Here is a 25829-nt window from a genome sequence, read left to right as displayed (position 1 = left end):
GTCCCGGAAGCCAGAGCTTCCGGGACTTCACAAGATGTCGACACCTATTCGTCCTGCTTGGTCGCCCAGTAGAGCAGGACCTGGTTGTCCGCGCGCTGGGTCAGCTTCACCTTCTTCGACACGCCCCAGGCGAGGGCCTGCTGATGCAGCGGGATATAGGCCCAGTCCTTCATCGAGAGCTCGAATGCCTGCTTGATCAGTTGATCACGCTTGGTCGGGTCGGGCTCCAGAAGAACCTTGTCCGCGAGTTCGTCGAACTGCTTGTTGCAATAACCGGCGAGATTAGCTTCGCCGCGGTTGGGATCCTTGGGATCGTCCCGGCAGCCCATGATGTCGTGGAGCACGTTGTGGGAGTCGAGCGTATCCGGTGTCCAGCCCAGCAAGAACAGCGAAGTCTTGTAGCCGCCGGGCTTCAGCACCTTGGCGAAATACTGGGCCTTTGGCTGTGCCAGCAGATCCACCTTGATGTTGATGCGGGCGAGCATGCCGACGACGGCTTGACAGATCGCCGCGTCGTTGACGTAGCGATCGTTCGGGCAATCCATGGTCACCTCGAAACCGTCGGGGTAACCGGCGTCCGCCAGGAGCTTCTTGGAGGTGTCGGGATCGAACTTCGGCCGGGTGAAGTCTTTCGACAGCGGAAAGATCTCAGGTGCGACCATCAACGCGGACGGCGTGGACAGTCCGCGCATGACGCGGTTCTTGATCAGGTCGACATCGATCGCCCGGTAGACCGCTTCGCGGACGCGCACGTCCTTGAACGGGTTCTTGCCCTTGACGTTGGAGTACAAGAGCTCGTCACGCGCCTGGTCCATGCCGACAAAGATGGTGCGGAGTTCAGGTCCCGTCAGCACGGTGGCGTTGGGGCTTGCTTTGACGCGCTCGATGTCCTGGACCGGAACCGGCTCGATCACGTCGACCTCGCCGGACAACAGCGCCGCAACACGCGTGGCGGGGTTGGCAATCGGCGTAAAGATGATCTCCTTCAGATTATGTTCCGGCTTGCGCCACCAATTCGGATAGGCTTTGAAGACGGTCTTCACGCCCGGCTGATGGCTCTCGATCGTGAAGGGGCCGGTGCCGTTTTCATGGAGAGAGGCGTAGCTCGGGGTCGTGGCCGCGGCCGGCGTCGGTGCCACCGCATCGTTCGCCTCTGCCCATTTCTTGTCCATGATGTACCAGGTCGCCCACAGCGCGGTCAGGATGGGATTGGGCGAGGTCAGGACGAAATCGACGGTGTAATCGTCGATCTTGACGACCTTTGCATCGGCGGGAATGCGGCTCTGAAAATTCGAACCTTTCGCTCGCACGCGGTCGGCCGAGAACACGACGTCGTCGGCGGTGAAGGGGTCGCCGTTGTGGAATTTGACGCCCTTGCGCAGGTGAAAGCGCCAGCGTGTCGGCTCCGGGGTCTCCCAGCTCTCGGCGAGCGCCGGGATGATCTTCAGGTTCTTGTCGCGGGCAACCAGGCCCTCATAGACATGACCGAGATGCGCACTGGTGGTCGACTCGTTCAGCGTATAGGGGTCGAGCGATTTCAGCTCACCCTGGTTGGCATAGCGCAGCGTCTGGCTCGACGCCGGCGACACCGCCAACGCGAGCGCACCGGCGAGCGTCGCCGCAAACAGACTTCGTCCGACTGACATTCTTGACCCTCTCCACTCGCCCGCGCCGTGATTTTTGATTGTTCGGCGGGGCTGATCGATCCATGTTGCCCAGAGTTCTCGACCCGTGCAAGCGCCATTCCAGCAAGGAACGCGCCAAGTTGCACCGCTGTGCAGCAATGCTGACCAACAATTTATGGGCGAAAGGCGTGCTGGCGACATTGGACTTTCGGCCGGTGAGGCCTCGAAATGACCGCGGAAGCGGTCGGCCGGTGCCCGTTTGCGCCGACAAGTTGATTGACCATATCCGCCGATTGCGAACGCCGGCGCCCGGCCCCCGGCTCAGGTCGCTTGCGTCGCACACCATGTCGCGGCGATACTGTGTGACGCCGCTCGAATCTCATCCGGAGGGGACATGAAAGTTAATATCGAAATCGACTGCACCCCTCTCGAGGCCCGCCAGTTCTTCGGATTGCCTGACGTGGCGCCGATGCAGACGGCGGTGATGGACAAGCTCCAGCAGCAGGTCCTGAGCAACATCGAGAAAGTCTCGCCGGAATCGTTGATCCAGAGCTGGTTCACCTTCGATCCAAAGATCGCGGAGCGGTTTCAGGACATGTTCGTGACCATGGCAGGTCTCGGCAGCCCGCGTAGCGGCGACAAGAAGAAGTAATGCCTGAAGCGCGCGACGGAGCGTCGGGCTCGGGCCGCCTTCGTCCGCCGGCCCTCGGCCTGCTGCTCGCGGAGGCGCGCGGCCTGTTCGAGCTCAACGCCAGTGTCCTGCTATCACCGCTGCTGATGCGCGCGCCCAAAGGCGACGGCCATCCGGTGCTGGCGTTGCCGGGCTTTCTCGCCAGCGATCTCTCGATGGTACCGATGCGGCGCTATCTCGGCGAGCTCGGCCATGAGGCGCATGCCTGGCGGATGGGCCGCAATCTCGGCGGCCTGGCGCGGATGAGGGAGGCCCTGCGCGCCCGTCTGGCCGAAATCCACGCCGCAAGCGGTCGCAAGGTCAGCCTGGTCGGATGGAGCCTCGGCGGTGTCTATGCCCGCGATCTCGCGCTCCAGGCGCCCGAGATGGTCCGCTATGTCATTACGCTCGGCAGCCCCTTCGCCAACGATGTACGGGCGACCAATGCGACGGCCCTCTACGAGGCGCTGTCCGGTGAGAAGGTCGAGGATTTTGCCGAAGTGCGCGAGGCGATCGCCGGCGACCTCAAGGTGCCTGCGACGTCGATCTATTCGCGCTCGGACGGCGTCGTGAACTGGCGGACCTGCCTGCTGCGCCCCAATGACCGCGCCGAGAATATCGAGGTACATTTGGCAAGCCATATCGGGCTCGGGGTGAACCCGGCTGCGCTGTGGGCCGTGGCGGATCGCCTCGCGCAACCGGAGGGAGAGTTCTGGCCATTTGACCGGGGCGGGCCGTTTGCCATTGCATATGCCCCGCCGGAGCGGGCAGTATCGGCCTGACGAGAAGCGCCAAAAGACGCCCGTCAAATACAAGCGGAGGGAACTATGGCTGACGGTAAGAAGCTGTCGTCGCTGGATGCGTCGTTTCTCTATCTGGAAACACCTGAGATGCCGATGCATGTCGGCAGCATGGCGATCTTTCGCCTGCCCGACGACTACAAGGGCGACTTCTTCGAAGACTTCAAGGCGATGATCGTCTCTCGGCTGCACATCGCGCCGATCCTGAAGGCGCGCCTGGAGAAGGCGCCGCTCGACATCGATCATCCGACCTGGGTTGAGGACGACCAGTTCGACATCGACCGTCACATCTTCCGCGCCAGCCTGCCGGCGCCGCGCGATCGCGCCACGCTCGAGCGCATCGTCGGCTGGATGCATGCCAAGCTCCTGAACCGGGCTCGCCCGCTCTGGGAATTCTACGTGTTCGAGGGCATGAAGGACAACGAGGTCGGGCTCTATTCCAAGATGCACCATGCCGCAATCGACGGCGGCGCCGGTGCGGCCCTGACCAACATGATCTACGATATCTCGCCGATCCCGCGGAAGGTCGAGCCGCCGACGGGCGGGACAAAGCCCGGGCAGGAGCCGCGCGACATCGCGGCAAACCTGCTCGATTCCTATCAGCAGCTTTTCAGCCAGCCGCTCGAAGCCTCGGCGGCCGCGAAGAATCTGCAACTGCCGCGGACCGGCAAGAGCGACATCGGGTCGATCCTGTTCGACAACGCGATGTACCAGATCGAGAGCGCGGTGCGCTTTGCCGGCAACATCCCGACCATGGTCAAAAGCGTCTCCGACGTGCTCGGCAAGATCTCCGATCCGAAGTCGCGCGAGAGCCTCGCCAGCATGGTGTCGCCGCCGACCATGCTCAACAAGACGATCTCGTCTGAGCGGAGCTTTGCTGGCGTGTCGATCTCGCTGTCACGATCGAAGGCGCTGGCCAAGCTGGCCGGCGGCAAGCTCAACGACGTCGTGCTGGCGCTCGCCTCCGGCGTGGTCCGGCGCTATCTCCTGCAATATGGCACACTGCCGGCGAAATCGCTGACCGCCGCCGTGCCGATCTCGCTGCGCGAGGAAGGCAACACCGAAGCCAACAACCAGGTCTTCGGCATGATCTGCTCGATTGCGACAAATATCGCGGATCCCAAGGCGCGGCTCGAGGCCATCATCGCGCAGTCGACCAAGTCCAAGGAGATGTCGCATCCACTGCGGGCCTTGATGCCGCAGGTGTCCAACATCTCGATGCTGGGTGCCCCGATCATCGTGCAGATCCTGGCGCTGCTCTACAGCCGCTCGGACCTGTCGGACGTGTTGCCGCCGGCGGCCAACATCACCGTCTCCAACGTGCCGGGACCGCGGCAGACGCTCTATGCGGCAGGCGCCGAGCTGCTGCATATCTTCCCGGTGTCGATCTCTACTCATGGGCAGGCACTGAACATCACCGTGCAGAGCTACCGCGACCAGCTCGATTTCGGCTTCATCGTCGGCGCCAACATCATTCCGCATGTGCAAGTGATGTGCGACATGCTGCCGGAGGAGTTTGCCGCGCTCGAAGCGGCCTACGCGCCGCCTGCGTCCGACATCAAGGGCGCGGCCGAATAAGAAATTTTCAGGACATTTGCTATGATCGAAATGCCTCCGCTCAAGTTCGCGCAGACGAACGGAATCCGCATGGGCTATTACGAGGCGGGCCCTGTCACCGACAAGCCGCCGGTGGTGCTGTGCCATGGCTGGCCGGAGCTCGCCTTCTCCTGGCGCCATCAGATCAAGGCTCTCAGCGAGGCCGGCATCCGCGTGATCGCGCCGGACCAGCGCGGCTATGGGGCAACCGACCGGCCTGAGCCGGTCGAGGCCTATGACATGGAGCATTTGACCGGCGATCTCGTCGGGCTGCTCGATCATCTCGACATCGAGAAGGCGATCTTCGTCGGCCACGACTGGGGTGGCTTCGTGGTCTGGCAGATGCCGCTGCGGCACCCCACACGCGTCGCCGGTGTGGTCGGTGTCAACACGCCGCATTGGGACCGCGCGCCGATGGACCCGATCGCACTGTTCCGCCAGCGCTTTGGCGACCAGATGTATATCGTCCAGTTCCAGGATCCCGCGCGCGAGCCGGACAGGATCTTTGCCAGCCGCGTCGAGCAGACGTTTGACGCGTTCATGCGTAAGCCGCTGCTACGGCCGGCGGAGAAATCAGGAGAGGCGCCGATCGCAGGCGTCGGCGCTTCGTCGAAGACCAATCTGGCGTTTCCGCAGATGATCGCGGCCTATGATGCCAAGGTCGATCCGCGCACGCCGATCCTGTCGCCGGACGAGAAGAAGGTCTTCGTTGACACCTTTACGACAACCGGCTTCACCGGTGGCATCAACTGGTACCGCAATTTCACTCGCAACTGGGAGCGCTCGAAGGGGCTCGACCATCACATCGGCGTGCCATCGTTGATGATCATGGCAGAGAACGACGCCGTGCTGCCGCCGTCCGCGGCCGACGGCATGGAGAGACTGGTGGCTGACCTCGAGAAATATCTGGTGAAGGACAGCGGCCATTGGACGCAGCAGGAGAAGCCGGAAGAGGTCAGCTCCATCTTGATCGAATGGCGTAGAAGACGGTTTGGTTAGCTCGTCATTGCGAGCGGGGGAAACGTAGCAATGTCATCCAAGAACCGCCTGGAGCCGATTCCGCATCCGCCGACCAAGCCGGTGGTCGGCAACATGCTGTCGCTCGACTCGGCCGCGCCCGTGCAACACTTGACGCGGCTTACCAAGGAGCTCGGCCCGATCTTCTGGCTCGACATGATGGGCTCGCCGATCGTCGTCGTGTCAGGCCATGATCTCGTCGACGAGCTCTCCGACGAAAAGCGCTTCGACAAGACGGTGCGCGGTGCGCTGCGGCGGGTGCGCGCGGTCGGTGGCGACGGCCTGTTCACGGCGGACACCAAGGAGCCGAACTGGAGCAAGGCGCACAACATCCTGCTGCAACCCTTCGGCAACCGCGCCATGCAGTCCTATCATCCGAGCATGGTCGACATCGCCGAGCAGCTCGTCCAGAAATGGGAGCGGCTCAACGCCGACGACGAAATCGACGTGGTCCACGACATGACGGCGCTGACGCTCGACACGATCGGGTTGTGTGGCTTCGACTACCGCTTCAATTCGTTCTACCGGCGCGACTACCATCCCTTCGTCGAGTCGCTGGTGCGCTCGCTCGAAACCATCATGATGACGCGCGGCCTGCCGTTCGAGCAGCTCTGGATGCAGAAGCGGCGAAAGACGCTGGCAGAAGACGTCGCCTTCATGAACAAGATGGTCGACGAGATCATTGCCGAGCGCCGCAAGAGCGCGGAAGGCATCGACGACAAGAAGGACATGCTCGCGGCAATGATGACCGGTGTCGACCGCTCGACCGGCGAGCAGCTCGACGACGTCAACATCCGCTACCAGATCAATACCTTCCTGATCGCGGGCCACGAGACCACCAGCGGTCTCTTGTCCTACACGCTCTATGCGCTGCTCAAGCACCCGGACGTTCTCAAGAAGGCCTATGATGAGGTCGACCGCGTCTTCGGCCCCGACGTCAACGCCAAGCCGACCTACCAGCAGGTGACCCAGCTCGCCTACATCACGCAGATTCTGAAGGAAGCGCTGCGACTGTGGCCGCCGGCGCCGGCCTACGGCATCTCGCCGCTGAACGACGAAACCATCGGCGGCGGCAAATACAAGCTCCGCAAGGGCACCTTCACCACGATCCTGGTGACCGCGCTGCATCGCGATCCCTCGGTCTGGGGCCCGAACCCGGATGCGTTCGATCCCGAGAATTTCAGCAAGGAAGCCGAGGCCAAGCGGCCGATCAATGCCTGGAAGCCGTTCGGCAACGGCCAGCGCGCCTGCATCGGCCGTGGCTTCGCCATGCACGAGGCCGCGCTCGCGCTCGGCATGATCCTGCAGCGCTTCAAGCTGATCGACCATCAGCGCTACCAAATGCATCTGAAGGAAACGCTGACGATGAAGCCGGAAGGCTTCAAGATCAAGGTGCGTCCGCGCGCCGATCGCGAGCGCGGTGCCTATGGCGGGCCTGTCGCGGCTGCGGTCTCCGCGCCGAGAGCGCCGCGTCAGCCGACAACGCGCCCGGGCCATAACACGCCGATGCTGGTTCTTTACGGCTCGAACCTTGGTACCGCCGAGGAGCTCGCGACGCGCATGGCCGATCTCGCGGAGATCAACGGCTTTGCCGTGCATCTCGGCCCGCTCGACGACTACGTCGGCAAGCTGCCGCAGGATGGCGGCGTGCTGATCATCTGCGCCTCCTACAACGGCGCGCCGCCCGACAATGCGACGCAGTTCGTCAAATGGCTCGGCGAGGATCTGCCGAAGGATGCCTTCGCCAATGTGCGTTACGCCGTGTTCGGCTGCGGCAACAGCGACTGGGCCGCGACCTATCAATCCGTGCCGCGCTTCATTGACGAGCAATTGTCCAGGCACGGCGCGCGCGCGGTCTATCCGCGCGGTGAGGGCGATGCGCGCAGCGATCTCGACGGCCAGTTCCAGAAATGGTTCCCGGCCGCGGCCCAGGTCGCGACCAAGGAATTCGGCATCGACTGGAATTTCACCCGTACCGCGGAAGACGACCCGCTCTATGCGATCGAGCCGGTCGCGGTGACCACGGTCAACACCATCGTCGCCCAGGGTGGCGCCGTCGCGATGAAGGTGCTGGTCAATGACGAGCTCCAGAACAAGTCCGGCGCGATTCCGTCGGAGCGCTCGACGCGCCATATCGAGGTGCAACTTCCGTCCAACATCACCTATCGCGTCGGCGATCATTTGAGCGTCGTTCCGCGCAACGATCCGACGCTGGTGGATTCCGTCGCCCGTCGCTTCGGTTTCCTGCCAGCCGACCAGATCCGGCTTCAGGTCGCTGAGGGCCGGCGCGCGCAATTGCCGGTCGGCAATGCCGTATCGGTCGGACGCCTGCTCAGCGAGTTCGTCGAGTTGCAGCAAGTGGCAACGCGCAAACAGATCCAGACCATGACCGAGCACACTCGGTGTCCCGTCACCAAGCCGAAGCTGCTCGCGTTCGTCGGCGAGGAGCCTGAAACGCTCGAGCGCTATCGCGGCGAGATTCTGGCGAAGCGCAAGTCAGTGTTCGATCTGCTGCTCGAATATCCCGCTTGTGAATTGCCGTTCCACGTCTATCTGGAAATGCTCTCACTGCTGGCACCGCGCTACTACTCGATCTCGTCTTCGCCGTCGGTCGATCCAACGCTCTGTAGCGTCACGGTCGGTGTGGTCGAAGGGCCGGCAGCGTCGGGGCGCGGCACCTACAAGGGCATCTGCTCCAACTATCTCGCCAACCGCCGCGCAGGCGACACGATCTACGCGACCGTGCGCGAAACCAAGGCCGGATTCCGGCTACCCGACGATCCATCGGTGCCGATCATCATGATCGGCCCTGGCACTGGATTGGCGCCGTTCCGCGGTTTCCTCCAGGAACGCGCCGCGCGCAAGGCGAAGGGCGCCGGCCTCGGTCCCTCCATGTTGTTCTTCGGCTGCCGCCATCCCGATCAGGATTTTCTCTACGCGGATGAGCTGCAGGCACTGGCTGGCAGTGGCATCACCGAGCTCTTCACCGCATTCTCGCGCGCGGATGGACCTAAGACCTATGTCCAGCACGTCCTCGCCGCGGAGAAAGACAAGGTCTGGCCGCTGATCGAGCAGGGCGCGATCATCTATGTCTGCGGCGACGGCAGCAGGATGGAGCCCGACGTGAAGGCGGCGCTGGTTGCGATCTATCGCGAGAAGAGCGGCAGCGATGCGACTGCGGGCGCCCGCTGGATCGAGGAGATGGGTGCGAAGAATCGTTACGTGCTGGACGTCTGGGCCGGCGGGTGACCGCCAGCCCAATCGTGCTAAACGTCAGGCATGATTCCCTGGGAAAAACTCGACACCGCCAAAATCCCCGGCTCCGACGAGGAACTCCGCCTGATGCGGCGGGGCAGGGAGTTTTCGATCAAGCTCGGCACCAACGAGCTGATGAACAACCGTCTCTCGGGCTCCGAGGCCGCACTTGCAACGCTTGCAGCGAAGCAGATCGAGAAGGTCGCAAAGCCGGCCGTTCTGATCGGCGGCCTCGGCATGGGCTTTACGTTGCGCGCGGCACTCGCTGTGCTCGGAGCCAAGGCGAAGATCGTGGTCTGCGAGCTCGTGCCTGCGGTTGTCACCTGGGCGCGCGGGCCGATGGCGGAGGTCTTCGGCGACAGCCTCGACGATGCCAGGGTGAGCATCCGGGAGACCGATGTTGGCGAAATTATCCGGGCGAAGAGCTCGGCCTTCGACGCGATTCTGCTCGACGTCGACAACGGGCCGGAAGGCCTAACCCGCAAGGGCAACGATGCGCTCTACAGCGCCGGCGGGCTGACGGCGGCAAAGGCGGCACTTCGGGCCGGAGGCGTGCTTGCGGTCTGGTCGTCCGGACCCAATCCCGCGTTTACGAAGCGCCTCGCCCGCGCCGGCTTCGACGTCAATGAAGTCGCTGTCCGCGCCACCGGCCGAGGTGGGGGCGCGCGCCACGTGATCTGGATTGCGAAGAAGGCTTAGGCCGCCCGTGCCGCGGCGCCATGGGCGTGCTTGTCGATGGCGCCGATGATCTCGGGCCAGAACCGCGCCGGCAGCGCGTGGCCCATGCCTTCGATCATCAACAGCTTTGCGCCTGGAATTGACTCTGCGGTGTCCTTGCCGCCTTCGGGGCGTACCAGTGGATCAACCGTGCCGTGAATAACCAGCGTCGGCGTCTTCACGTGATGCAGCCGCTCCTTGCGGCTGCCGGATGCCAGCACGGCGCGGAGCTGTCGCCCGACCCCCGCCGGATTGAGCCCACGGGCGAAGACGCGTTCCGCGCGGCCTGGGTCGAGCGCTTCTTCCTCCGGAAACGAGCCGCCGCGCAAGACTTTCCAAGTCTCGCCGAAGCGGACGACGTACTCTTCCTTGCTGCGCGGCGGCGGCGCCATCAGCATCGCGGCAGCCTCCCGCGTCGGCGGCGGCACGCGCGGATTGCCTGTCGTCGACATGATCGAGGTCAGTGAGCGCACGCGCTGCGGAAATGACAGTGTGACTTCCTGTGCGATCATGCCGCCCATCGAGGCCCCGACCAGGTGCGCCGACTTGATGCCGAGCGCATCCATCAGGCCGACGGTGTCCTTTGCCATGTCGATCAGCTTGTACGTCGCGGCGACTGGAATCCTGAGGAAGCGCAGCTTCAGCAGCTCGAGCGGCGTCAGGCGCTTGCCGCCGGTAAGATGGCTCGACTTGCCGATGTCGCGATTGTCGAACCGGATCACGCGAAAGCCATGTGCGGCGAGCTGCTCGCAGAACGCATCGTCCCAGTGGATCATCTGCGCCCCGAGCCCCATGATCAGCAGCAGCGGCTCCGCATGGTCGTTACCGAAAATCTCGTAGCAGATGTCGATGCCGTTGGCGCGGACGGTCTGCGGCGGTTGATGCGTGGAGGCGTTCACCGGTGTGTTCCCTTGGCTTCGAGGCAGGAAATGTATCGCACGGTTTGCCGTCGCAAAGAAGCCGTGCGTGCGACATCGCCCTGTCGCTTAGCCGTTGACCGGCCCGTCGCAACGGTGTGGTATGGCGACAAAAGAAGGGCGCAAGAAGCCCTCGTGACCTGGAGGACGCCGATGACCGACAAGATCACCGACCCTGTCGCCCTGTGGCAGAAGATGGTTGGCGAGATGGAGAAGGGCTTCAACTCGTTCGCCACCAAGGCGATGGAGACGCCCGAATTCTCGCAGGCCATGAACCGGGCCGGCGGCGCTGCTGCAGGTGCTCAGAAGCAGTTCGGCGATCTCATGGAGAAATATCTTCTCTCGATGAACCTGCCGAGCCGCGAACAGATGACCGGCATCGCCGAGCGTCTGCAAGCCATCGAGGGTCAGATCGGCGAGATCAGGTCGATGCTGAACCAGATGTCTGCGGCATCAGGCGGATCGCCGATCGATGCCGCACCGCGGCCGCCGCGCACAAAACGTCCGCCATCCGAAGGTGGAGCGCCAAAATGAACGCGCCGACGGGACTTGATTTCGCCGCCATCCCGGAGCGTATCCAGGCCGAGGTGCAACGCGCCATACAGCGCAGCATCAAGGGCGTCGAATATTTCTCGACCTCCGGCCCGACACTCGGATCGACCTCGAAAGACGTGCTGCATTCGCGCGGCACGATGAGCCTCTATCACTATCGGCCGATGTCGGACGAGATCTACCGCGTGCCGGTGCTGATCGTGATGGCGACCACCAATCGCGGCTATATCCTCGACCTCGTGCCCGGCCAGAGCTTCATCGAGTTCCTGCTGCGGCGCGGCTACGACGTCTACATGCTGGACTGGAGTGCACCGCGGCCCGAGGAGAGAAGCCTGCGCATGGAGGACTATGTCCTCGACTTCATCCCGGACTGCGTCCGCCGCGTGCAGGCGGATTCCGGCGAGCAGGACGTCTCCGTCATCGGCTATTGCTTCGGCGGGGTGCTGTCGCTGCTCTACGGCTCGATCTTTCCGGACGGGCCGATGAAGAATTTGATCTGCTTCACCACGCCGATCGACTTCCGCGAGATGAAGCTGTTCTCGAATTTCTCCGACCGCCGCTATTTCGACGTCGACCGTCTCGTCGACAGCGTCGGCAACGTGCCGCCGGAGATGATCCTGTCCTCGTTCGAGATGCTGCGTCCGGCCTCGCGCACGGTGAGCCAGATCCAGCTCTGGGAAAACATCTGGAACGACGAGTTCGTGAAGTCGTACCGGATGTTCGACCGCTGGGCGACCGACACGCTGCCGCTGGCGGGCGAATATTTCCGTGCCATCACCAAGGACCTGATGTGGGACAACAAGCTGTTCAACGATACCATGTCGGTTGGTGGGCGCGCCGCGAAGCTCGAGAACATCAAGGTACCGCTCCTGCACGCGGTCGCCGAGCACGATCACATCGTGCCCTATGACGCGGCCAAACATCTGATCGCGAAGATCGGCTCCGCGGACAAGGAAGAGGTGATGCTGAAAGGCGGTCACGTCTCGTTGGTCGCCGGCGCCAACGCAGTGAAGCGGCTGTGGCCGAAACTGGATTCCTGGCTGGGGACAAGATCGACATGAGTGAGCAGCGTTCCTATCCGCGTCACGTCAGGACCGACGCGGGCGATATCGAGATCCGCCTGATGTCGCCTGCGGATGAAGCCGCCGTGCTGGCCTTCGGCAGGGGCCTGCCGACCCATGACCTGCTGTTCCTGCCGCGCAACATCAGCGAGCCGAAGGTGCTGTCCGCCTGGGTCAAGGAGATCGAGCGCGGCGCGATCCAGAGCCTGCTCGCGGTGAAGGACGGCAAGGTCGTCGGCTGCGGCACCCTGGTGCGCGATCCGCATTCCTGGTCGCCCCATGTCGGCGAGCTCCGCATGGTGGTGTCGCTTGAGGTCCGCGGGAAGGGGGTCGGGAAGGCGCTCTCGCAGGAGACCTTTGCGCTCGCGCTGGGGGCGGGGCTGGAGAAGCTCTCGGTCCAGATGACGGTCGACCAGCAGGCGGCGATCGCGCTGTTCGAGAGCCTCGGCTTCAAGGCCGAGGCCCTGCTCCGGGACCATGTCCGGGATGTCGGTGGCAAGACCCACGACATCGTCGTGCTCGGTCACAACATCGCGCAGGTCCAGGCCCAGATGGAGGCCTACGGGCTGCCAGGCGCCGTTCAGCATTAAAAGGCGCCGTCCAGCATTAAAAGGCGCCGTCCAGCATTGAAAAGCGCCGCCCGGCACTGGGGTGCCATCCCGGGTACCAAAAACTGGAAAACAACCCCATGCACAGTAGGTAACCGGCCAGGAATGCAGCAGGTTGCCTCCCGTTAAGGCTGTTCACGATTTCGTGATATCGCGATGCAACATGGATATTGCATCGCACAATTAACCGTGCCATATAAGCCGTGCCCCGGGCCATCACGGACGGGGTGAGCCCATAGCTCAACCCAATGAGGATGGAGAGAACCCCATGACCACCGAAACCAACACCGCCTTCGAGGGCTTCAAAGACGCTTTCAAGAACATCCAGAACCTGGAAGTTCCCGAGGCTGCCCGCGAATTCGTCAAGAAGACCGCCAACACCGCCAAGGACCGTGCTGCCGAGGTGTTCGCTGGCTCCGAGCGCGTGACCGCCGCCGTCGAGAACGCGGTGACCGAGTCCGTCACTGAAGCCGGCAAGATCAGCCGCAACATCCAGCAGGCGATCTATGACGACGCCCAGGCGTTCTTCGCCGGTATCGACCAGCTCGCGTCTGCCAAGTCGTTCAGCGAAGCCGTCGAGATCCAGTCGAGCCTGCTCCGCGCCCGTGGCGAAGCGTTCGTCTCGCGCACCAAGGCGACCGCCGACTATCTCGGCAAGCTCGCCGCCAACGGTGCCAAGTCCGCTCAGGACAACTTCGCCAAGGTCTACAACAAGACCGCCTGATCCGGCGCCCCGAGTAAAAACTGAAATTTGAGGCCCGCTTCGGCGGGCCTTTTGTTTTTTTGCCCCGGTCACCACCACTTGTCATTCCGGGGCGCCCGAAGGGCGAGCGCGGAATCTCGAGATTCTCGGGCGCGCAATTGCGCACCATAGTTCGATGCTTCGCATCGCTCCGGAATGACGTAGTCTCCCATTCGCCATGAACGCACCCGCCACCTTCTCCTTCGACACGCCTGCCGATGCCGAACGCGCGGCGGACCTTCGCCGCGTCAAGGCGCTGGCGACGCTGGTGCTGGTCTCGACGCTTCTGCTGTTCGTCGTGGCGAAATGGCTGCTGCCGGTGCATCCCCTGTTTGGCTTCATTGCCGCCTTCGCGGAGGCCGCGACCATCGGCGGGCTCGCCGACTGGTATGCGGTCGTTGCGCTGTTCAAGCGGCCACTGGGCCTGCCGATCCCGCACACTGCGATCATCCAGAGCAATCAGGCCCGCATCGCCGACAAGCTCGGCGAGTTCATCCAGGTGCATTTCCTCGAGGCCGGCCCGGTCGAGGCCAAGCTGAACGAGATCGATTTCGGCTCGTTCGTTGCCGATTGGCTGCGCGACCGCAAGCGCAGCGACGATCTCGCGCGCTTCGCGCTGCGTCTTTTGCCGGAGGCCGTGTCTGCGACGGAAAGCTCGGGTCTGATGACCTTCATCATCCGCCGCATGTCCTCGCAGATTCAAGCGATCGATCTTGCGCCGCTCGCGGCCGGCACGCTGCGCGGCTTCGTGGCGGAGGGGCGGCACCAGATCCTGTTCGACGATCTCTTGCGCGTGATGCACGAGACGCTGAACCAGAAAGAGACCATGGCGATGATCCGCGAGAAGGTGCGCGCGGAATTGCCGAGCCTGCTCAATCTCTATCGTGCCGACAAGTTTCTGGTGAACAAGATCGTCGCGTCCGCCACCGCGTTCTTCAACGAGGTGCGCAGCGATCCCAAGCATCCGTTCCGCGGCGAGTTCGATCGCATGGTGCTGAGCTTCGTCGACCGGCTCGGCACCGACCAGGCCTATATCGACCGCATCGACGGCTTGAAGCGCGATCTCCTCGCAAGGCCGGAGCTTGCCGATCTCGCCCGCACCGTCTGGGCCAATATGCGGTCATTCATCGAGCGCAGTGCGAGCGGCGAGACGCAGGTGCTTCAGCATCATCTCGCCGGCATGTTCGTTTCGGCGGGCGAGGCGCTCGCCGGCGATGCCGAGCTGCGCGGCGAGATCAACAAGGGCCTGGTGACGGTGCTGCGCAGCTTCGTGGCCGACCAGAAGAGCGGGGTCTCGACCTTCATCTCCGACCAGGTCAAGGCCTGGGACATGGCGCAGCTGATTTCGCTGATCGAAATCAACATCGGGCGCGACCTGCAATACATACGCTTCAACGGCTCGCTGATCGGCGGGCTCGCCGGCCTTGTGCTCTACTCCGTAGAATTCCTGCTTCGATTGCTGTGACTTTTCCATCACGGCCATTAGCATTAACGCGCGGGCCTATTGTCGCCTCGCGTCTCTCCCGCTTGAATGTGTGGAACCGGCCGCCTAGCTGATTCATGTTGCGCTGCGGAACGTTCAAGAAGCCGGCGTATTGGAATTCATGCCCATTGCCGGCATCGCGACCGGCGCCTCCCGAGGGGATCCATTGATGACCGCTACTGCCCAGACGCTGCGTCCGCCGTCCCGTACCCTGATGTTTCTGGAAGGGCGCGCGATCCACGAGTTCGGCGCATTTCTCGGCGCGCTGCCGCTGCTGAGCCTCGCACCGCGCGGCGACGGGCATCCGGTGCTGGTGCTGCCCGGCCTTGTGGCTTCGGACGTCTCCACGCGCGCGCTGCGAACTTTTCTGACCGGCAAGGGCTACGCGGTCAGCGGCTGGCGCCAGGGCCGCAATTACGGCCTGCGCGACGGGGTCCAGCATGCGATGGTCGATCTGGTCGAGGAGCTCAGCGACAAGCATGGCCGCAAGATCAGCCTGGTCGGCTGGAGCCTCGGCGGCCTCTATGCGCGCCAGCTCGCCAAGATGATGCCCGCGCGTGTCCGCCAGGTGATCACGCTCGGCAGCCCCTTCGCCGGCGATCCCCGCTCGACCAATGCCTGGCGCGTCTATGAATGGGCGAGCGGACGGAAGTCCGACGAGGTCGATCCGGAGTTCGGTGGCGAACTCGCCGTGCCGCCGCCGGTGCCGACCACCGCCATCTTCAGCCGCACCGACGGCGTCTGCGCCTGGCAGGGCTGCATGGAGAAATCAGGCGCGCAGACCGAGAGCATCGAGGTCGAGAGCAGCCATTGCGGCATGGGCCACCATCCCGCCGTCGTCTATGCGGTGGCCGACCGCCTCGCACAGAAGGAAGGCCAGTGGCGCCCGTTCGACCGCAGCGGCTGGCGCAGCCTGGCCTATCCCGATCCGCATCGGTAGGTTTCTTCGCCTCTCCCCGCCTGCGGGGAGAGGCCGGAATTTGCGAATAGAAGATTCCGGGTGAGGGGGACTCTCCGCGATTCCAGCTCTCACCGAATTCGCGGAGACTCCCCCTCATCCCGACCTTCCCCCCGCAAGCGGGGAGAAGGAGAAGAGGCGACCGTCGCTCCCATCCATTGTCCCGCCCGCACCAAACGCGCTATGCCTCGCGCATGGCGCATCCGCTTTCCCGCATCATCGATCAGCTCAAGCGAGAGCCGTCACGCACGGGCTCTATCGTCATCACCATGTTCGGCGATGCCATCGTGCCACGCGGCGGTTCTGTGTGGCTCGGGACGCTGCTGGAATTCTTCGAGGGTCTCGACATCGATGGCAGTGTGGTGCGCACGGCGATGTCGCGGCTCGCTGCAGATGGCTGGCTGACGCGCGAGAAGGTGGGCCGTAACAGCTTCTATCGTCTGGCCGAGAAGGGCCGTGAGACGTTCGAAGCCGCGACACGTCACATCTACGATCCGCCGCCGTCCGACTGGACCGGCCGCTTCGAGCTGTTGCTGATCGGCAATGGCTGGGATCGCGACGCCTCGCGCGAGGCGCTGCGCAATGCCGGCTTCGGCAGTCCCTTGCCGGGCGTGTGGGTCGCGCCGTCAGGTGTGCCGGTGCCGGAGGAGGCTGCGGGCGCGATCCGCCTCGAAGTCTCGGCCGAGGACGACAGCGGGCGTCGTCTGCTCAGCGCGAGCTGGCCGCTGGAGCGAACTGCGGATGCCTATCTGAAATTCATGAAGACGTTCGAGCCGCTGCGCGCTGCGCTCGCGCGCGGCACGGATCTGTCCGACGCCGACGCCTTCACGGCGCGCATCCTGCTGATCCACTACTACCGCCGCGTCGTGCTGCGCGATCCGCTGCTTCCCGAGAGCCTGCTCCCGGCGGATTGGCCGGGCAGGGCAGCCCGTGAGCTCTGCGGCGAGATTTATCGCGCGCTGCTTGCTGCGTCAGAACAATGGCTTGATGGCCATGGAACCAACGAGAAGGGGCCATTGCCGCCCGCGCGAAAGCTGCTGGAAAGGAGGTTTGGCGCCTGATTAATATGTTACAGAAATATCTTGCATGATCTAATTTTTGTTATATGTTGTCTCCCAATAAACGGGAGGAACGCGCATGTACACCCAGGCGCTGAACACGGCCGAGACCGACGATCGCGGTCTGGAGGACGCCGCAAAGGCTGCGCAGTTCCAGGCCCGCATCGATGCCGAGGAGCGCATCGAGCCGAACGACTGGATGCCCGCGGCCTATCGCAAGACGCTCACCCGCCAGATCTCCCAGCACGCCCATTCCGAAATCGTCGGCATGCTGCCGGAAGGCAACTGGATCACGCGCGCGCCGACCTTGCGACGCAAGGCCGCGCTGCTCGCCAAGGTGCAGGACGAGTGCGGCCACGGGCTCTATCTCTATGCGGCGGCCGAGACGCTCGGCAGTTCGCGGGAAGAGCTGGTCGACGCCATGCTCGCGGGCAAGGCCAAATATTCCTCCATCTTCAACTATCCGACGCTAACCTGGGCCGACATCGGCACCATCGGCTGGCTGGTCGATGGCGCCGCGATCATGAACCAGATCCCGTTGTGCCGCTGCTCCTATGGCCCCTATGCGCGCGCGATGATCCGCGTCTGCAAGGAAGAGTCCTTCCACCAGCGCCAGGGCTACGAGATCATGCTGACGCTGTGCCGCGGCTCGGACGAGCAGAAGGCGATGGCGCAGGATGCGCTGAACAGGTGGTGGTGGCCGGTGCTGATGATGTTCGGCCCGCCGGATGCGACGAGCCAGCACAGCGACACCTCGACGAAGTGGAAGATCAAGCGCTTCTCCAATGACGAGCTGCGCCAGAAATTCGTCGACGCCACCGTGCCGCAGGCGCAATATCTCGGCCTCACCATTCCGGATCCCGGCATGACGCAGGATGCCGACGGGCATTGGCGCTACAGCGAGATCGACTGGACCGAGTTCAAGCAGGTGCTCGCCGGCAACGGCCCCTGCAATCGCGACCGCATGGCCGCGCGCCGCAAGGCGCACGATGAAGGCGCCTGGGTGCGCGAGGCAGCCACCGTGTTTGCCGCCAAGCGCGCACGGCGCCAGACCGCGCAAGCCGCGGAATAGGGAGACTAAAGATGAGCACGCCGAACACGCCGCTGTGGGAAGTTTTCATTCGCAGCCGCAACGGGCTCGCGCACAAGCATGTGGGCTCGCTGCACGCGAGCGATGCGACGATGGCCCTGCAGGCCGCCCGCGACATCTACACCCGCCGCGGTGAAGGCCTGTCGATCTGGGTGGTGCCGTCGACCGCGATCACCGCGAGCGATCCCGCCGAGAAGGGCATGATGTTCGAACCGGCCGAATCGAAGATCTACCGGCATCCGACGTTCTACGAGGTGCCCGAAGAAGTGGGGCACATGTGATGCCCGCTGCCAACATTCTGGTCTCCGAAACGCCGCTGGTGCTCTACGCGCTGCGCCGTGCCGACGACGCGCTGATCCTCGGTCACAGGCTGTCGGAATGGTGCGGACATGCGCCGATGCTGGAGGAGGACATGGCGCTCTCCAACATCGCGCTCGACCTGATCGGCCAGGCGCGCGAGCTCTACACCTATGCCGCCAAGGCCGAGGGCAAGGACAACGACGAGGACAAGCTCGCTTATCTGCGCGACGTCAGGCAGTACCGCAACCTGCTGCTGGTCGAGCAGCCGAACGGCGACTTCGCCCAGACCCTGGTGCGACAGTTCTTTTATTCCGCCTTCGCCGACCTCTACTGGCGCGCAATGATGGCCTCGTGCGATACGACTCTCGCCGCTGTCGCCGCGAAGTCTGAGAAGGAGAGCGCCTACCATTTGCGTCACGCCTCGGAATGGATCATCCGGCTCGGCGACGGCACTGACGAAAGCCACGCGCGCGCGCAATCCGCGATCGACCACCTCTGGGCTTTCACCGGCGAGATGTTCACCGTTGACGACGGAGAACGTGCCCTGATCCACGCGGGCATCGCCATCGATCCCGGCACCTTGCGTGGCCGCTGGCTGGCGACGCTCTCAGATGTCGTCAGCGAAGCAACGCTCACGTTGCCGCAGAACGACTGGATGCAGCAGGGCGGCCGCGCCGGCCGCCACAGCGAGCATCTCGGCCATCTCCTGTCCGAGCTGCAATCGATGCAGCGCACGTTTCCGGGGCAGGCATGGTGACGGTGCTCGATCGCGACAGCGAGCTCCGCCAGCGTGCCTGGGACGCTGCGGCGGGCGTGGTCGATCCGGAGATCCCGGTGCTGACCATCGCCGATCTCGGCGTGCTCCGTGATGTCGTTCTCGACGGCGACCAGGTCGAGGTCGCGATCACGCCGACCTATTCGGGCTGCCCGGCGATGAACATGATCGCACTCGAAATCGAGATCGCGCTGGAACGCGCCGGCTTCCATCGCCCGAAGGTGCGAACGGTGCTGTCGCCGGCCTGGACCACCGACTGGATGAGCGAGGAGGGGCGCCGGAAGCTGACGGCCTACGGCATCGCACCGCCGCAAGCCTCTCACTCACGCCGCGCGCTGTTCGGCGAGCAGGCCGTCGCGTGCCCGCAATGCGGCTCCGACAAGACCGAGCTCTTGTCTGAATTCGGCTCGACCTCCTGCAAGGCGCTGTGGCGCTGCAAGACCTGCCGCGAACCCTTCGATTATTTCAAGTGTCATTGACCATGTCAGCAGCCGCACCGCGCTTCCATCGCCTGGCCGTCAACGATCTCCGCCGCGAGGCGTCCGACGCCGTTTCGATGACCTTTGCCATCCCGCGCGAGCTCGCGGACGACTATGCCTTCAGCCCTGGCCAATATCTCACGCTCCGCGCCATGCTCGATGGCGAAGAGGTGCGTCGCTCCTATTCGATCTGCTCCGGCCCCGACGACGGCGAGATCCGCATTGCCGTGAAGAAGGTCGATGGCGGCGCGTTCTCGAGCTGGGCCGCCGACGAGTTGAAGCGTGGCGACGAGCTCGACGTGATGACGCCGACCGGACGCTTTGGCGTGATTGAGCCGGCTGAATCTGGGCGCATCCATGTCGGCTTTGCCGCAGGCTCCGGCATCACGCCGATCCTGTCGATCGTAAAAGGCATCCTCGCGCGCGAGCCGGACAGTCGCTTCTTCCTGTTCTATGGCAACCGGGCGACCGACAACATCATGTTCCTGGAGGCGCTCGAGGAGCTGAAGGACCGCTTCATCGATCGCCTCTCGATCTTCCACGTCATCTCCGGCGAGGAGCAGGACATCCCGATCCTGCATGGCCGGCTCGACGGCGACAAGGTGAGGGTGTTGTTGCGCTCGCTGGTGCCGGCCGAAAGTGTCGATCATGTCTTCATCTGCGGTCCGTCGGGCATGAGCGAGGAGATCGAGGCGACCTGCCGTGACATCGGCATCGCCGATGATCGCATTCATGTCGAGCGCTTCGTCTCCGAGTTCGGCGGCAAGCCGCGGCCGAAGAAGGTCGTTGCGCCCGACGCGCCGCCGAAGGCGATCGCGTCGCTGATCATCGACGGCAAGCGCCGCGATGTGCCGGTCGCCGAGGATGAAGCCATCCTCGATGCCGCGTTGCGCGCCGGCGTCGACCTGCCCTTCGCCTGCAAGGGGGGCATGTGCTCGACCTGCCGCGCCAAGCTGGTCGAGGGCGAGGCGCCGATGGACCTCAATTATTCGCTGGAACCCTGGGAGCTGAAAGCCGGGTTCGTTCTGACCTGTCAGGCCAAGCCGTCGTCGGAGCGGGTCGTGGTCGATTACGACCATGTCTGATCCGGCGGATCAGACCCCGATGATGCAAATGCGTCGCATTGTTTGACAGCTCAGGCCAACCAGCAGAACATCATGAAAAAGCATTTCGCCGGGAGAAGCGCGTGAACGTCAAAGCCGCCCTGTCGCCTGAGGATGTTGCCCGCGCCTGCGCCGACGCCATGTGGGCGGAGGACGATGCCTCCAAGGGGCTCGGCATGGAGATCATTGAGGCCGGTCCGGGCTTTGCGACGCTGGCGATGACGGTGCGGCCGGACATGGTCAACGGCCAGCGCATCGCCCATGGCGGTTTCATCTTCACGCTCGCCGATTCCGCCTTCGCTTTTGCCTGCAACTCGCACAACGATCGCGTTGTGGCGGCGCAAGGCCAGATCACGTTCATCAAGCCGGGCAAGCTCGGTGACCGCCTCGTCGCGAAGGCGCGAGAAGTCACTCGTGGCGGACGCTCCGGCATTTATGACGTGCGGGTTACCGCCGGCGACACCGTCATTGCCGAATTCCGTGGGCATTCGCGTGTCATTCCCGGCACGTGGCTGCCGACGCAAGATCAATAAATACAAGAACACATCGATGTGGGGAAACGAGTATGGCTTCGACGAAGCTGAAGGCAGGCGGCCACGCCTATAGCGCCGAGCTGGATGCGCATGAGCGCGCGTCACGCGACGAGATCATGGCGCTGCAGAAGCAGCGGCTGGCCTGGTCGCTGAAGCACGCCTACGACAACGTCGCGCATTATCGCAAGGCCTTCGACGAGGCCGGCGTGCATCCATCCGACTTTCGCGAACTCTCCGATCTCGCAAAATTTCCGTTCACGGTGAAGACGGATCTTCGCGACAACTATCCCTTCAACATGTTCGCCGTACCCCGCGAGAAACTGGTGCGCGTGCATGCCTCCTCCGGCACGACGGGCAAGCCGATCGTTGTCGGCTATACGCAAGCCGATATCGACACCTGGTCGGACGTCATGGCCCGCTCGATCCGCGCTGCCGGTGGGCGCACCGGCATGATCATTCATAACGCCTATGGTTATGGCCTCTTCACCGGCGGACTTGGCGTGCACTACGGTGCCGAAAAGCTCGGCTGCACGGTGGTGCCGATTTCAGGCGGCATGACCGAGCGGCAGGTGCAGCTCATCAACGACTTCCGGCCCGACATCATCACGGTGACGCCGAGCTACATGCTGGCGATCCTCGACGAGTTCAAGCGCCAGAAGCTCGATCCGCGCCAGTGCTCGCTCAAGGTCGGCATCTTCGGCGCCGAGCCCTGGACCAATGCGATGCGCAGCGAGATCGAGGACGCCTTCGACATGGATGCGACCGACATCTATGGCCTCTCCGAGGTGATCGGCCCTGGCGTCGCGCAGGAGTGCATCGAGACCAAGGACGGGCTGCATATCTGGGAAGACCATTTCTATCCTGAGGTGATCGACCCGCAGACCGGCGCCGTGCTGCCCGATGGCGAGAAGGGCGAGTTGGTGTTCACCTCGCTCACCAAGGAAGCCTTCCCGGTGATCCGCTATCGCACCCGCGACCTGACCCGGCTGCTGCCGGGCACGGCGCGGCCGGGCATGCGTCGCATGGAGAAAGTGACGGGGCGATCGGACGACATGATCATCCTGCGCGGCGTCAACCTGTTCCCGACCCAGATCGAGGAGGTGCTGCTTGCGACCGATTGGTGCGGCGGCCACTTCATCCTGGAGCTGACCCGCGAGGGCCGGATGGACGAACTGACCATCATCGCCGAGGCACGGCCTGAAAGCTGGGACGGCAGGGGGCTGGTCGACCATGCCGACCGGATCTCGACCCATATCAAGAACACCATCGGCGTCAGCTCGCGGGTGCAAGTCGTCGCGCCGGCCACGCTGGAACGCTCGCTCGGCAAGGCCAAGCGGCTCTACGACAAGCGGCCCAAGGATTGATCAAGGACTGACCAAGGACTGACTTGACGGATTGACTTGACGGATTGACTTGGCTGCCCCCAAAGGCGACAAGGCCCGCGAGAAATCGCGGGTCTTTCTGATGTCGCCAGCCGATACCAAAACCGTCGAGGCGCGTTGCGTCCGCCTCAATGCCAAGGCGGACAACGCCGCTGTGGTTGCGCCCAGCGTCGAGCGTCATGTGCTCGCGCGCGGCCCGAACGACCTCCTGATCGAGGTCAAGGCTGCTGCCGTCAACCCGTCCGACGTCAAGGCTGCGACGGGGCTGATGCCCTATGCCGTGTTCCCGCGCACGCCGGGCCGCGACTACGCCGGCGTGGTGATCGACGGACCGGCCGGCACGGTCGGCCGCGAAGTGTTCGGCTCCTCCGGCGATCTCGGCATCCGCCGCGACGGCACGCACGCAAGCCATCTCGTGGTCGAAGTCGACGCCGTGGTGGAGAAGCCAACGACGGTGTCGTGGGAGGAGGCCGCCGGAATCGGCGTGCCCTTCGTGACCGCGATGGAAGGGTTTCGCCGTGCCGGCCTTCCAAAGCAAGGCGAGACGGTGCTGGTGCTCGGCGTCAACGGCAAGGTCGGCCAGGCTGCGGTGCAGATCGCGACCTGGCAGGGCGCGCGCGTCATCGGTGTTGTGCGCAAGGCGGAAGCCTATGAAGGCCACAGCAACGCACCGATCGAAGTCATCGACGCGTCCACGACCGACGTCGCCGCGCGCGTGCGCGAGCTGACTGGCGGCAAGGGCGCTGACATCGTCTTCAACACGGTCGGCGATCCCTACTTTCAAGCTGCGCACAAATCGCTCGCGCTGCGCGGCCGCCAGATCCTGATCGCGGCGATCGATCGTATCGTGCAGTTCAACATTCTGGAATTCTATCGTGGACAGCACACCTATGTCGGTATCGACACGCTCGGCCTGTCGTCGGCGGCCACAGGCGCGGTGCTGTGCGATCTCGGTCCGGGCTTTGCGAGTGGTCATCTCAAGCCGTTCCCGATCAAGGCGAATGCGGTCTATCCGCTGGAGCGTGCGAAGGAGGCGTATCTCGCCGTTGCGGGCTCGTCGCGCGACCGTGTGATCCTGCGGCCGTAACCATGGAATCCACCCAACTCGTCATCCTCGTCGGCCTCATCATCGGCCTGGTTTACGGCTCCGTCGGCCTGCTCAGCGGCTTCTGCCTGATGAGCAGCATGCGCGGGTGGCTGGCGGAGGGGGACGGCCGGCTGGTGCGGTCCTATGCGCTGGCTATTGCGGTCGCGATCGCCGCGAGCCAGCTCCTCGCCGGCAAGGGCATGGTCGATCTCGGCAAGTCGATCTACCTGCAACCGACCTTCTCGGTGCCGACCCTGTTCTTCGGCGGCCTGCTGTTCGGTTACGGCATGGTGTTGTCGAACGGCTGCGGCTCACGCGCGCTGGTGCTGCTTGGGCGCGGCAATCTGCGCTCTTTCGTCGTCGTGATCGTGCTCGCCATTGCCGCGCAGATGACGCTGAAGGGCCTGATTGCACCGGCGCGCATTGCGCTGGTTCAGGCGTCGCAGACGACTGTCAATGCGAGCTCGCTGCCGTTGATGCTGACGACGCTCGGTGTCGCCGACGCAGTTTCGCGCGCGCTTGCCGCCGCCGCAATCGTCGTTGCACTGCTCCTGTTCGCCTTCGCGCACTCGCCGTTTCGCCGCTCGCCGGGCCAGATCGCGGCGGGCGTCGTCGTCGGCCTTCTCGTCGCAGGTGGCTGGTATGTCACCGGCTATCTCGGCGCCGACGATTTCAATCCAGTCCCGGTGACCTCGCTCACCTTCATCGCGCCGATCGCCGATAGCCTGCAATACGCGATGCTCTCGACCGGCCTGACGCTGAACTTCGGCGTCGCGACCGTTGGTGGAGTTTTCGCCGGCAGCTTGATCACTGCGCTCGTCACGGGCCGATTCCACCTCGAAGGCTATTCCTCGCCACGCCATATGCTGCGCTCGGCCGGCGGCGCGGCGCTGATGGGCATCGGCGGCGTGATGGCGTTCGGCTGCTCGATCGGGCAGGGGCTGACTGGCCTGTCGACGCTCGCGCTTGGTTCGTTCGTTGCGGTCGCCGGCATCCTGCTCGGCACGACGGCGGGCCTGTGCGGCGCGTTGCGGGTTCAGCCGCTCGCGGTGGCCTGACGGCGCAGCAGCCGGTCGCCCAGAGTCGCAAGGCCGATGCCGGTCACGATGAGCGCCGCCGCGATGACAAGGCTTCTGTCAATTGGCTCACCCAGCAGGACCGCGGCGGCGGCGATGCCGACGAGCGGAGTCCCGGTGGTGCCCAGCGAGGTCGTGAGCGCCGAGATGCTCCTGTTGACCATCGACATCGCCCAATAGGCCAGTGCCGTCCCGATCAGGCCGGAATACAGAAACAGCAGGACGAGCTTCCACGACCATTGCGCATGCGGCAGGCCGTCGGTAACCGCCGCCGAGGCAGTCAGAATCAGGGTCGCCACCAGCACCTGCCAGATCAGGAGCTGGAGCGGCGAAGCGATCCAGCGATGCGCGCGGATATAGATGATGTTCGCGGCCCAGGAGATCGCGGCCAGGATCACCATGCCGGCGCCGAGCAGGGCGTTCGTGTTGGTCCAGTCGATCGACGTTGGATTCAGGATCACGGCAAGCCCGACCAGGCCGAGCAGGGCGCCGGCGAGCTTTGGCGCGGTGAGCTTATCCTTCCCGAGCAAGGGCGCGGCGATCGCGACCCAGAGCGGTGTGGTGTATCCGAGCACGATGGCCTTGCTCGCAGGCAGGAAGCGCACACCGGCTGCAACCAGGACGGAGAATATCGTCATGTGCAGCAGCGCGACGCTGAGGACGACCGGAATGTCACGTCGCTCCGGGATCACCAGATTGTTGCTCAGTCCGAGGATCACGAATAGTCCAGCCAGCGCGATCCAGCTCCGGATCGCCGACGCCCATAGCGGCGGCAGGAACTGAACGAGCTGCTTCGTCACCGACCAGTTCACGCCCCAGGCCAGCACGACGATGAGGAACAGGCCGACGGCCGCGCGAGACGAGAGGGAAGTGTTCATTGCAAAGTACCTTGAAGCAGTCCGATCTCGTGGATAGCATCCGCTCTGGTACCTTAAAAAGTGCCAG

25 protein-coding genes are annotated in these 25829 nt (G+C 64.0%); 22 read left to right on the top strand and 3 right to left on the bottom strand.

The annotated features are described in order from the left end of the window. Positions 1-44: 44 nt before the first annotated feature. The gene (locus QY049_RS32170) at positions 45-1646 is read right to left on the bottom strand and encodes an ABC transporter substrate-binding protein (protein ID WP_258762564.1); all 1602 of its coding nucleotides are present in this window, start codon (positions 1644-1646) and stop codon (positions 45-47) included. A 373-nt stretch (positions 1647-2019) separates the two neighbouring features. Between QY049_RS32170 and QY049_RS32165 the strand changes: the two genes are divergently transcribed. The 6 genes from QY049_RS32165 to QY049_RS32140 are packed head-to-tail and all read left to right on the top strand — an operon-like array spanning position 2020 to position 9662. Further along, positions 2020-2277, top strand: a complete 258-nt coding sequence (locus QY049_RS32165; protein WP_194476990.1) for a DUF6489 family protein — start codon at positions 2020-2022, stop codon at positions 2275-2277. Then, positions 2277-3077, top strand: coding sequence for a triacylglycerol lipase (locus QY049_RS32160; RefSeq protein WP_301270391.1), 801 nt, complete (start codon positions 2277-2279; stop codon positions 3075-3077). Before QY049_RS32165 ends, QY049_RS32160 begins: the two co-directional genes overlap by 1 nt. Positions 3078-3122: 45 nt before the next feature. Further along, positions 3123-4673 carry a wax ester/triacylglycerol synthase family O-acyltransferase gene (locus QY049_RS32155; protein WP_258762562.1) on the top strand — a complete coding sequence of 517 codons (1551 nt, stop codon included), beginning with the start codon at positions 3123-3125 and terminating at the stop codon, positions 4671-4673. Positions 4674-4694: 21 nt separating this feature from the next. Next, complete coding sequence (locus QY049_RS32150; protein WP_258762561.1) at positions 4695-5690, top strand: alpha/beta fold hydrolase; 996 nt, start codon at positions 4695-4697, stop codon at positions 5688-5690. Between the two features lie 30 nt (positions 5691-5720). Further along, positions 5721-8957 carry a bifunctional cytochrome P450/NADPH--P450 reductase gene (locus QY049_RS32145; RefSeq protein ID WP_301270390.1) on the top strand — a complete coding sequence of 1079 codons (3237 nt, stop codon included), beginning with the start codon at positions 5721-5723 and terminating at the stop codon, positions 8955-8957. 30 nt (positions 8958-8987) lie between these two features. Continuing rightward, positions 8988-9662 carry a spermidine synthase gene (locus QY049_RS32140; RefSeq protein WP_258762559.1) on the top strand — a complete coding sequence of 225 codons (675 nt, stop codon included), beginning with the start codon at positions 8988-8990 and terminating at the stop codon, positions 9660-9662. On the opposite strand, the gene QY049_RS32135 is transcribed toward QY049_RS32140, so the two are convergent. Then, the gene (locus QY049_RS32135) at positions 9659-10579 is read right to left on the bottom strand and encodes an alpha/beta fold hydrolase (protein ID WP_258762558.1); all 921 of its coding nucleotides are present in this window, start codon (positions 10577-10579) and stop codon (positions 9659-9661) included. The two genes, QY049_RS32140 and QY049_RS32135, sit on opposite strands and share 4 nt — an antisense overlap. Before the next feature lie 171 nt (positions 10580-10750). Between QY049_RS32135 and QY049_RS32130 the strand changes: the two genes are divergently transcribed. From QY049_RS32130 to QY049_RS32055, 16 genes are all read left to right on the top strand, one after another. Beyond that, a complete protein-coding gene (locus QY049_RS32130) occupies positions 10751-11131 on the top strand; it encodes a hypothetical protein (RefSeq protein WP_258762557.1) in 381 nt (126 codons plus the stop codon). Beyond that, on the top strand, positions 11128-12210 hold the full coding sequence (locus tag QY049_RS32125) for an alpha/beta fold hydrolase (protein WP_258762556.1): 1083 nt from the start codon (positions 11128-11130) through the stop codon (positions 12208-12210). Before QY049_RS32130 ends, QY049_RS32125 begins: the two co-directional genes overlap by 4 nt. After that, positions 12207-12800 carry a GNAT family N-acetyltransferase gene (locus QY049_RS32120; RefSeq protein ID WP_194476981.1) on the top strand — a complete coding sequence of 198 codons (594 nt, stop codon included), beginning with the start codon at positions 12207-12209 and terminating at the stop codon, positions 12798-12800. The genes QY049_RS32125 and QY049_RS32120 overlap by 4 nt, the downstream gene beginning before the upstream one ends. 286 nt (positions 12801-13086) lie before the next feature. Beyond that, positions 13087-13542: a phasin gene (locus QY049_RS32115; RefSeq protein ID WP_258762555.1), complete on the top strand. Its 456-nt coding sequence runs from the start codon at positions 13087-13089 to the stop codon at positions 13540-13542. A 196-nt stretch (positions 13543-13738) separates the two neighbouring features. Next, on the top strand, positions 13739-15025 hold the full coding sequence (locus tag QY049_RS32110) for a DUF445 domain-containing protein (protein ID WP_258762554.1): 1287 nt from the start codon (positions 13739-13741) through the stop codon (positions 15023-15025). Between the two features lie 187 nt (positions 15026-15212). Further along, the gene (locus QY049_RS32105) at positions 15213-15983 is read left to right on the top strand and encodes a triacylglycerol lipase (protein WP_194476978.1); all 771 of its coding nucleotides are present in this window, start codon (positions 15213-15215) and stop codon (positions 15981-15983) included. Positions 15984-16195: 212 nt separating this feature from the next. Then, positions 16196-17062 carry a phenylacetic acid degradation operon negative regulatory protein PaaX gene (gene paaX / locus QY049_RS32100; protein ID WP_258762553.1) on the top strand — a complete coding sequence of 289 codons (867 nt, stop codon included), beginning with the start codon at positions 16196-16198 and terminating at the stop codon, positions 17060-17062. 76 nt (positions 17063-17138) lie between these two features. Then, the gene (gene paaA / locus QY049_RS32095; RefSeq protein ID WP_258762552.1) at positions 17139-18131 is read left to right on the top strand and encodes a 1,2-phenylacetyl-CoA epoxidase subunit PaaA; all 993 of its coding nucleotides are present in this window, start codon (positions 17139-17141) and stop codon (positions 18129-18131) included. A gap of 11 nt (positions 18132-18142) precedes the next feature. After that, positions 18143-18430 carry a 1,2-phenylacetyl-CoA epoxidase subunit PaaB gene (gene paaB, locus QY049_RS32090; protein WP_194476975.1) on the top strand — a complete coding sequence of 96 codons (288 nt, stop codon included), beginning with the start codon at positions 18143-18145 and terminating at the stop codon, positions 18428-18430. Further along, entirely contained in the window at positions 18430-19206 is a 777-nt protein-coding gene (gene paaC, locus QY049_RS32085) for a 1,2-phenylacetyl-CoA epoxidase subunit PaaC (protein WP_258762551.1), read from the top strand. Before paaB ends, paaC begins: the two co-directional genes overlap by 1 nt. Then, entirely contained in the window at positions 19200-19703 is a 504-nt protein-coding gene (paaD, locus tag QY049_RS32080; RefSeq protein ID WP_194476973.1) for a 1,2-phenylacetyl-CoA epoxidase subunit PaaD, read from the top strand. The genes paaC and paaD overlap by 7 nt, the downstream gene beginning before the upstream one ends. A 2-nt stretch (positions 19704-19705) precedes the next feature. Further along, positions 19706-20788, top strand: coding sequence for a 1,2-phenylacetyl-CoA epoxidase subunit PaaE (paaE, locus tag QY049_RS32075; protein ID WP_258762550.1), 1083 nt, complete (start codon positions 19706-19708; stop codon positions 20786-20788). A 101-nt stretch (positions 20789-20889) separates the two neighbouring features. Further along, on the top strand, positions 20890-21339 hold the full coding sequence (gene paaI, locus QY049_RS32070; RefSeq protein ID WP_194476971.1) for a hydroxyphenylacetyl-CoA thioesterase PaaI: 450 nt from the start codon (positions 20890-20892) through the stop codon (positions 21337-21339). A 32-nt stretch (positions 21340-21371) separates the two neighbouring features. Continuing rightward, positions 21372-22703 (top strand): phenylacetate--CoA ligase PaaK, encoded by a 1332-nt coding sequence (gene paaK, locus QY049_RS32065; RefSeq protein WP_194476970.1) that lies wholly within the window; start codon positions 21372-21374, stop codon positions 22701-22703. A gap of 100 nt (positions 22704-22803) precedes the next feature. Next, complete coding sequence (locus tag QY049_RS32060; RefSeq protein ID WP_258767014.1) at positions 22804-23808, top strand: zinc-binding alcohol dehydrogenase family protein; 1005 nt, start codon at positions 22804-22806, stop codon at positions 23806-23808. Positions 23809-23810: 2 nt separating this feature from the next. Further along, positions 23811-24866, top strand: coding sequence for a YeeE/YedE family protein (locus QY049_RS32055; protein WP_258762549.1), 1056 nt, complete (start codon positions 23811-23813; stop codon positions 24864-24866). Here QY049_RS32055 and QY049_RS32050 read toward each other — a convergent pair. Continuing rightward, complete coding sequence (locus tag QY049_RS32050; protein ID WP_258762548.1) at positions 24845-25762, bottom strand: DMT family transporter; 918 nt, start codon at positions 25760-25762, stop codon at positions 24845-24847. The two genes, QY049_RS32055 and QY049_RS32050, sit on opposite strands and share 22 nt — an antisense overlap. Between the last annotated feature and the right edge of the window lie 67 nt (positions 25763-25829).

The sequence above is a fragment of the Bradyrhizobium sp. WYCCWR 13022 genome (assembly GCF_030435535.1).
Taxonomy (GTDB): domain Bacteria; phylum Pseudomonadota; class Alphaproteobacteria; order Rhizobiales; family Xanthobacteraceae; genus Bradyrhizobium.
Note: the sequence above shows the minus strand (reverse complement) of the source record. Positions and strands in the feature narration are given on the sequence as shown.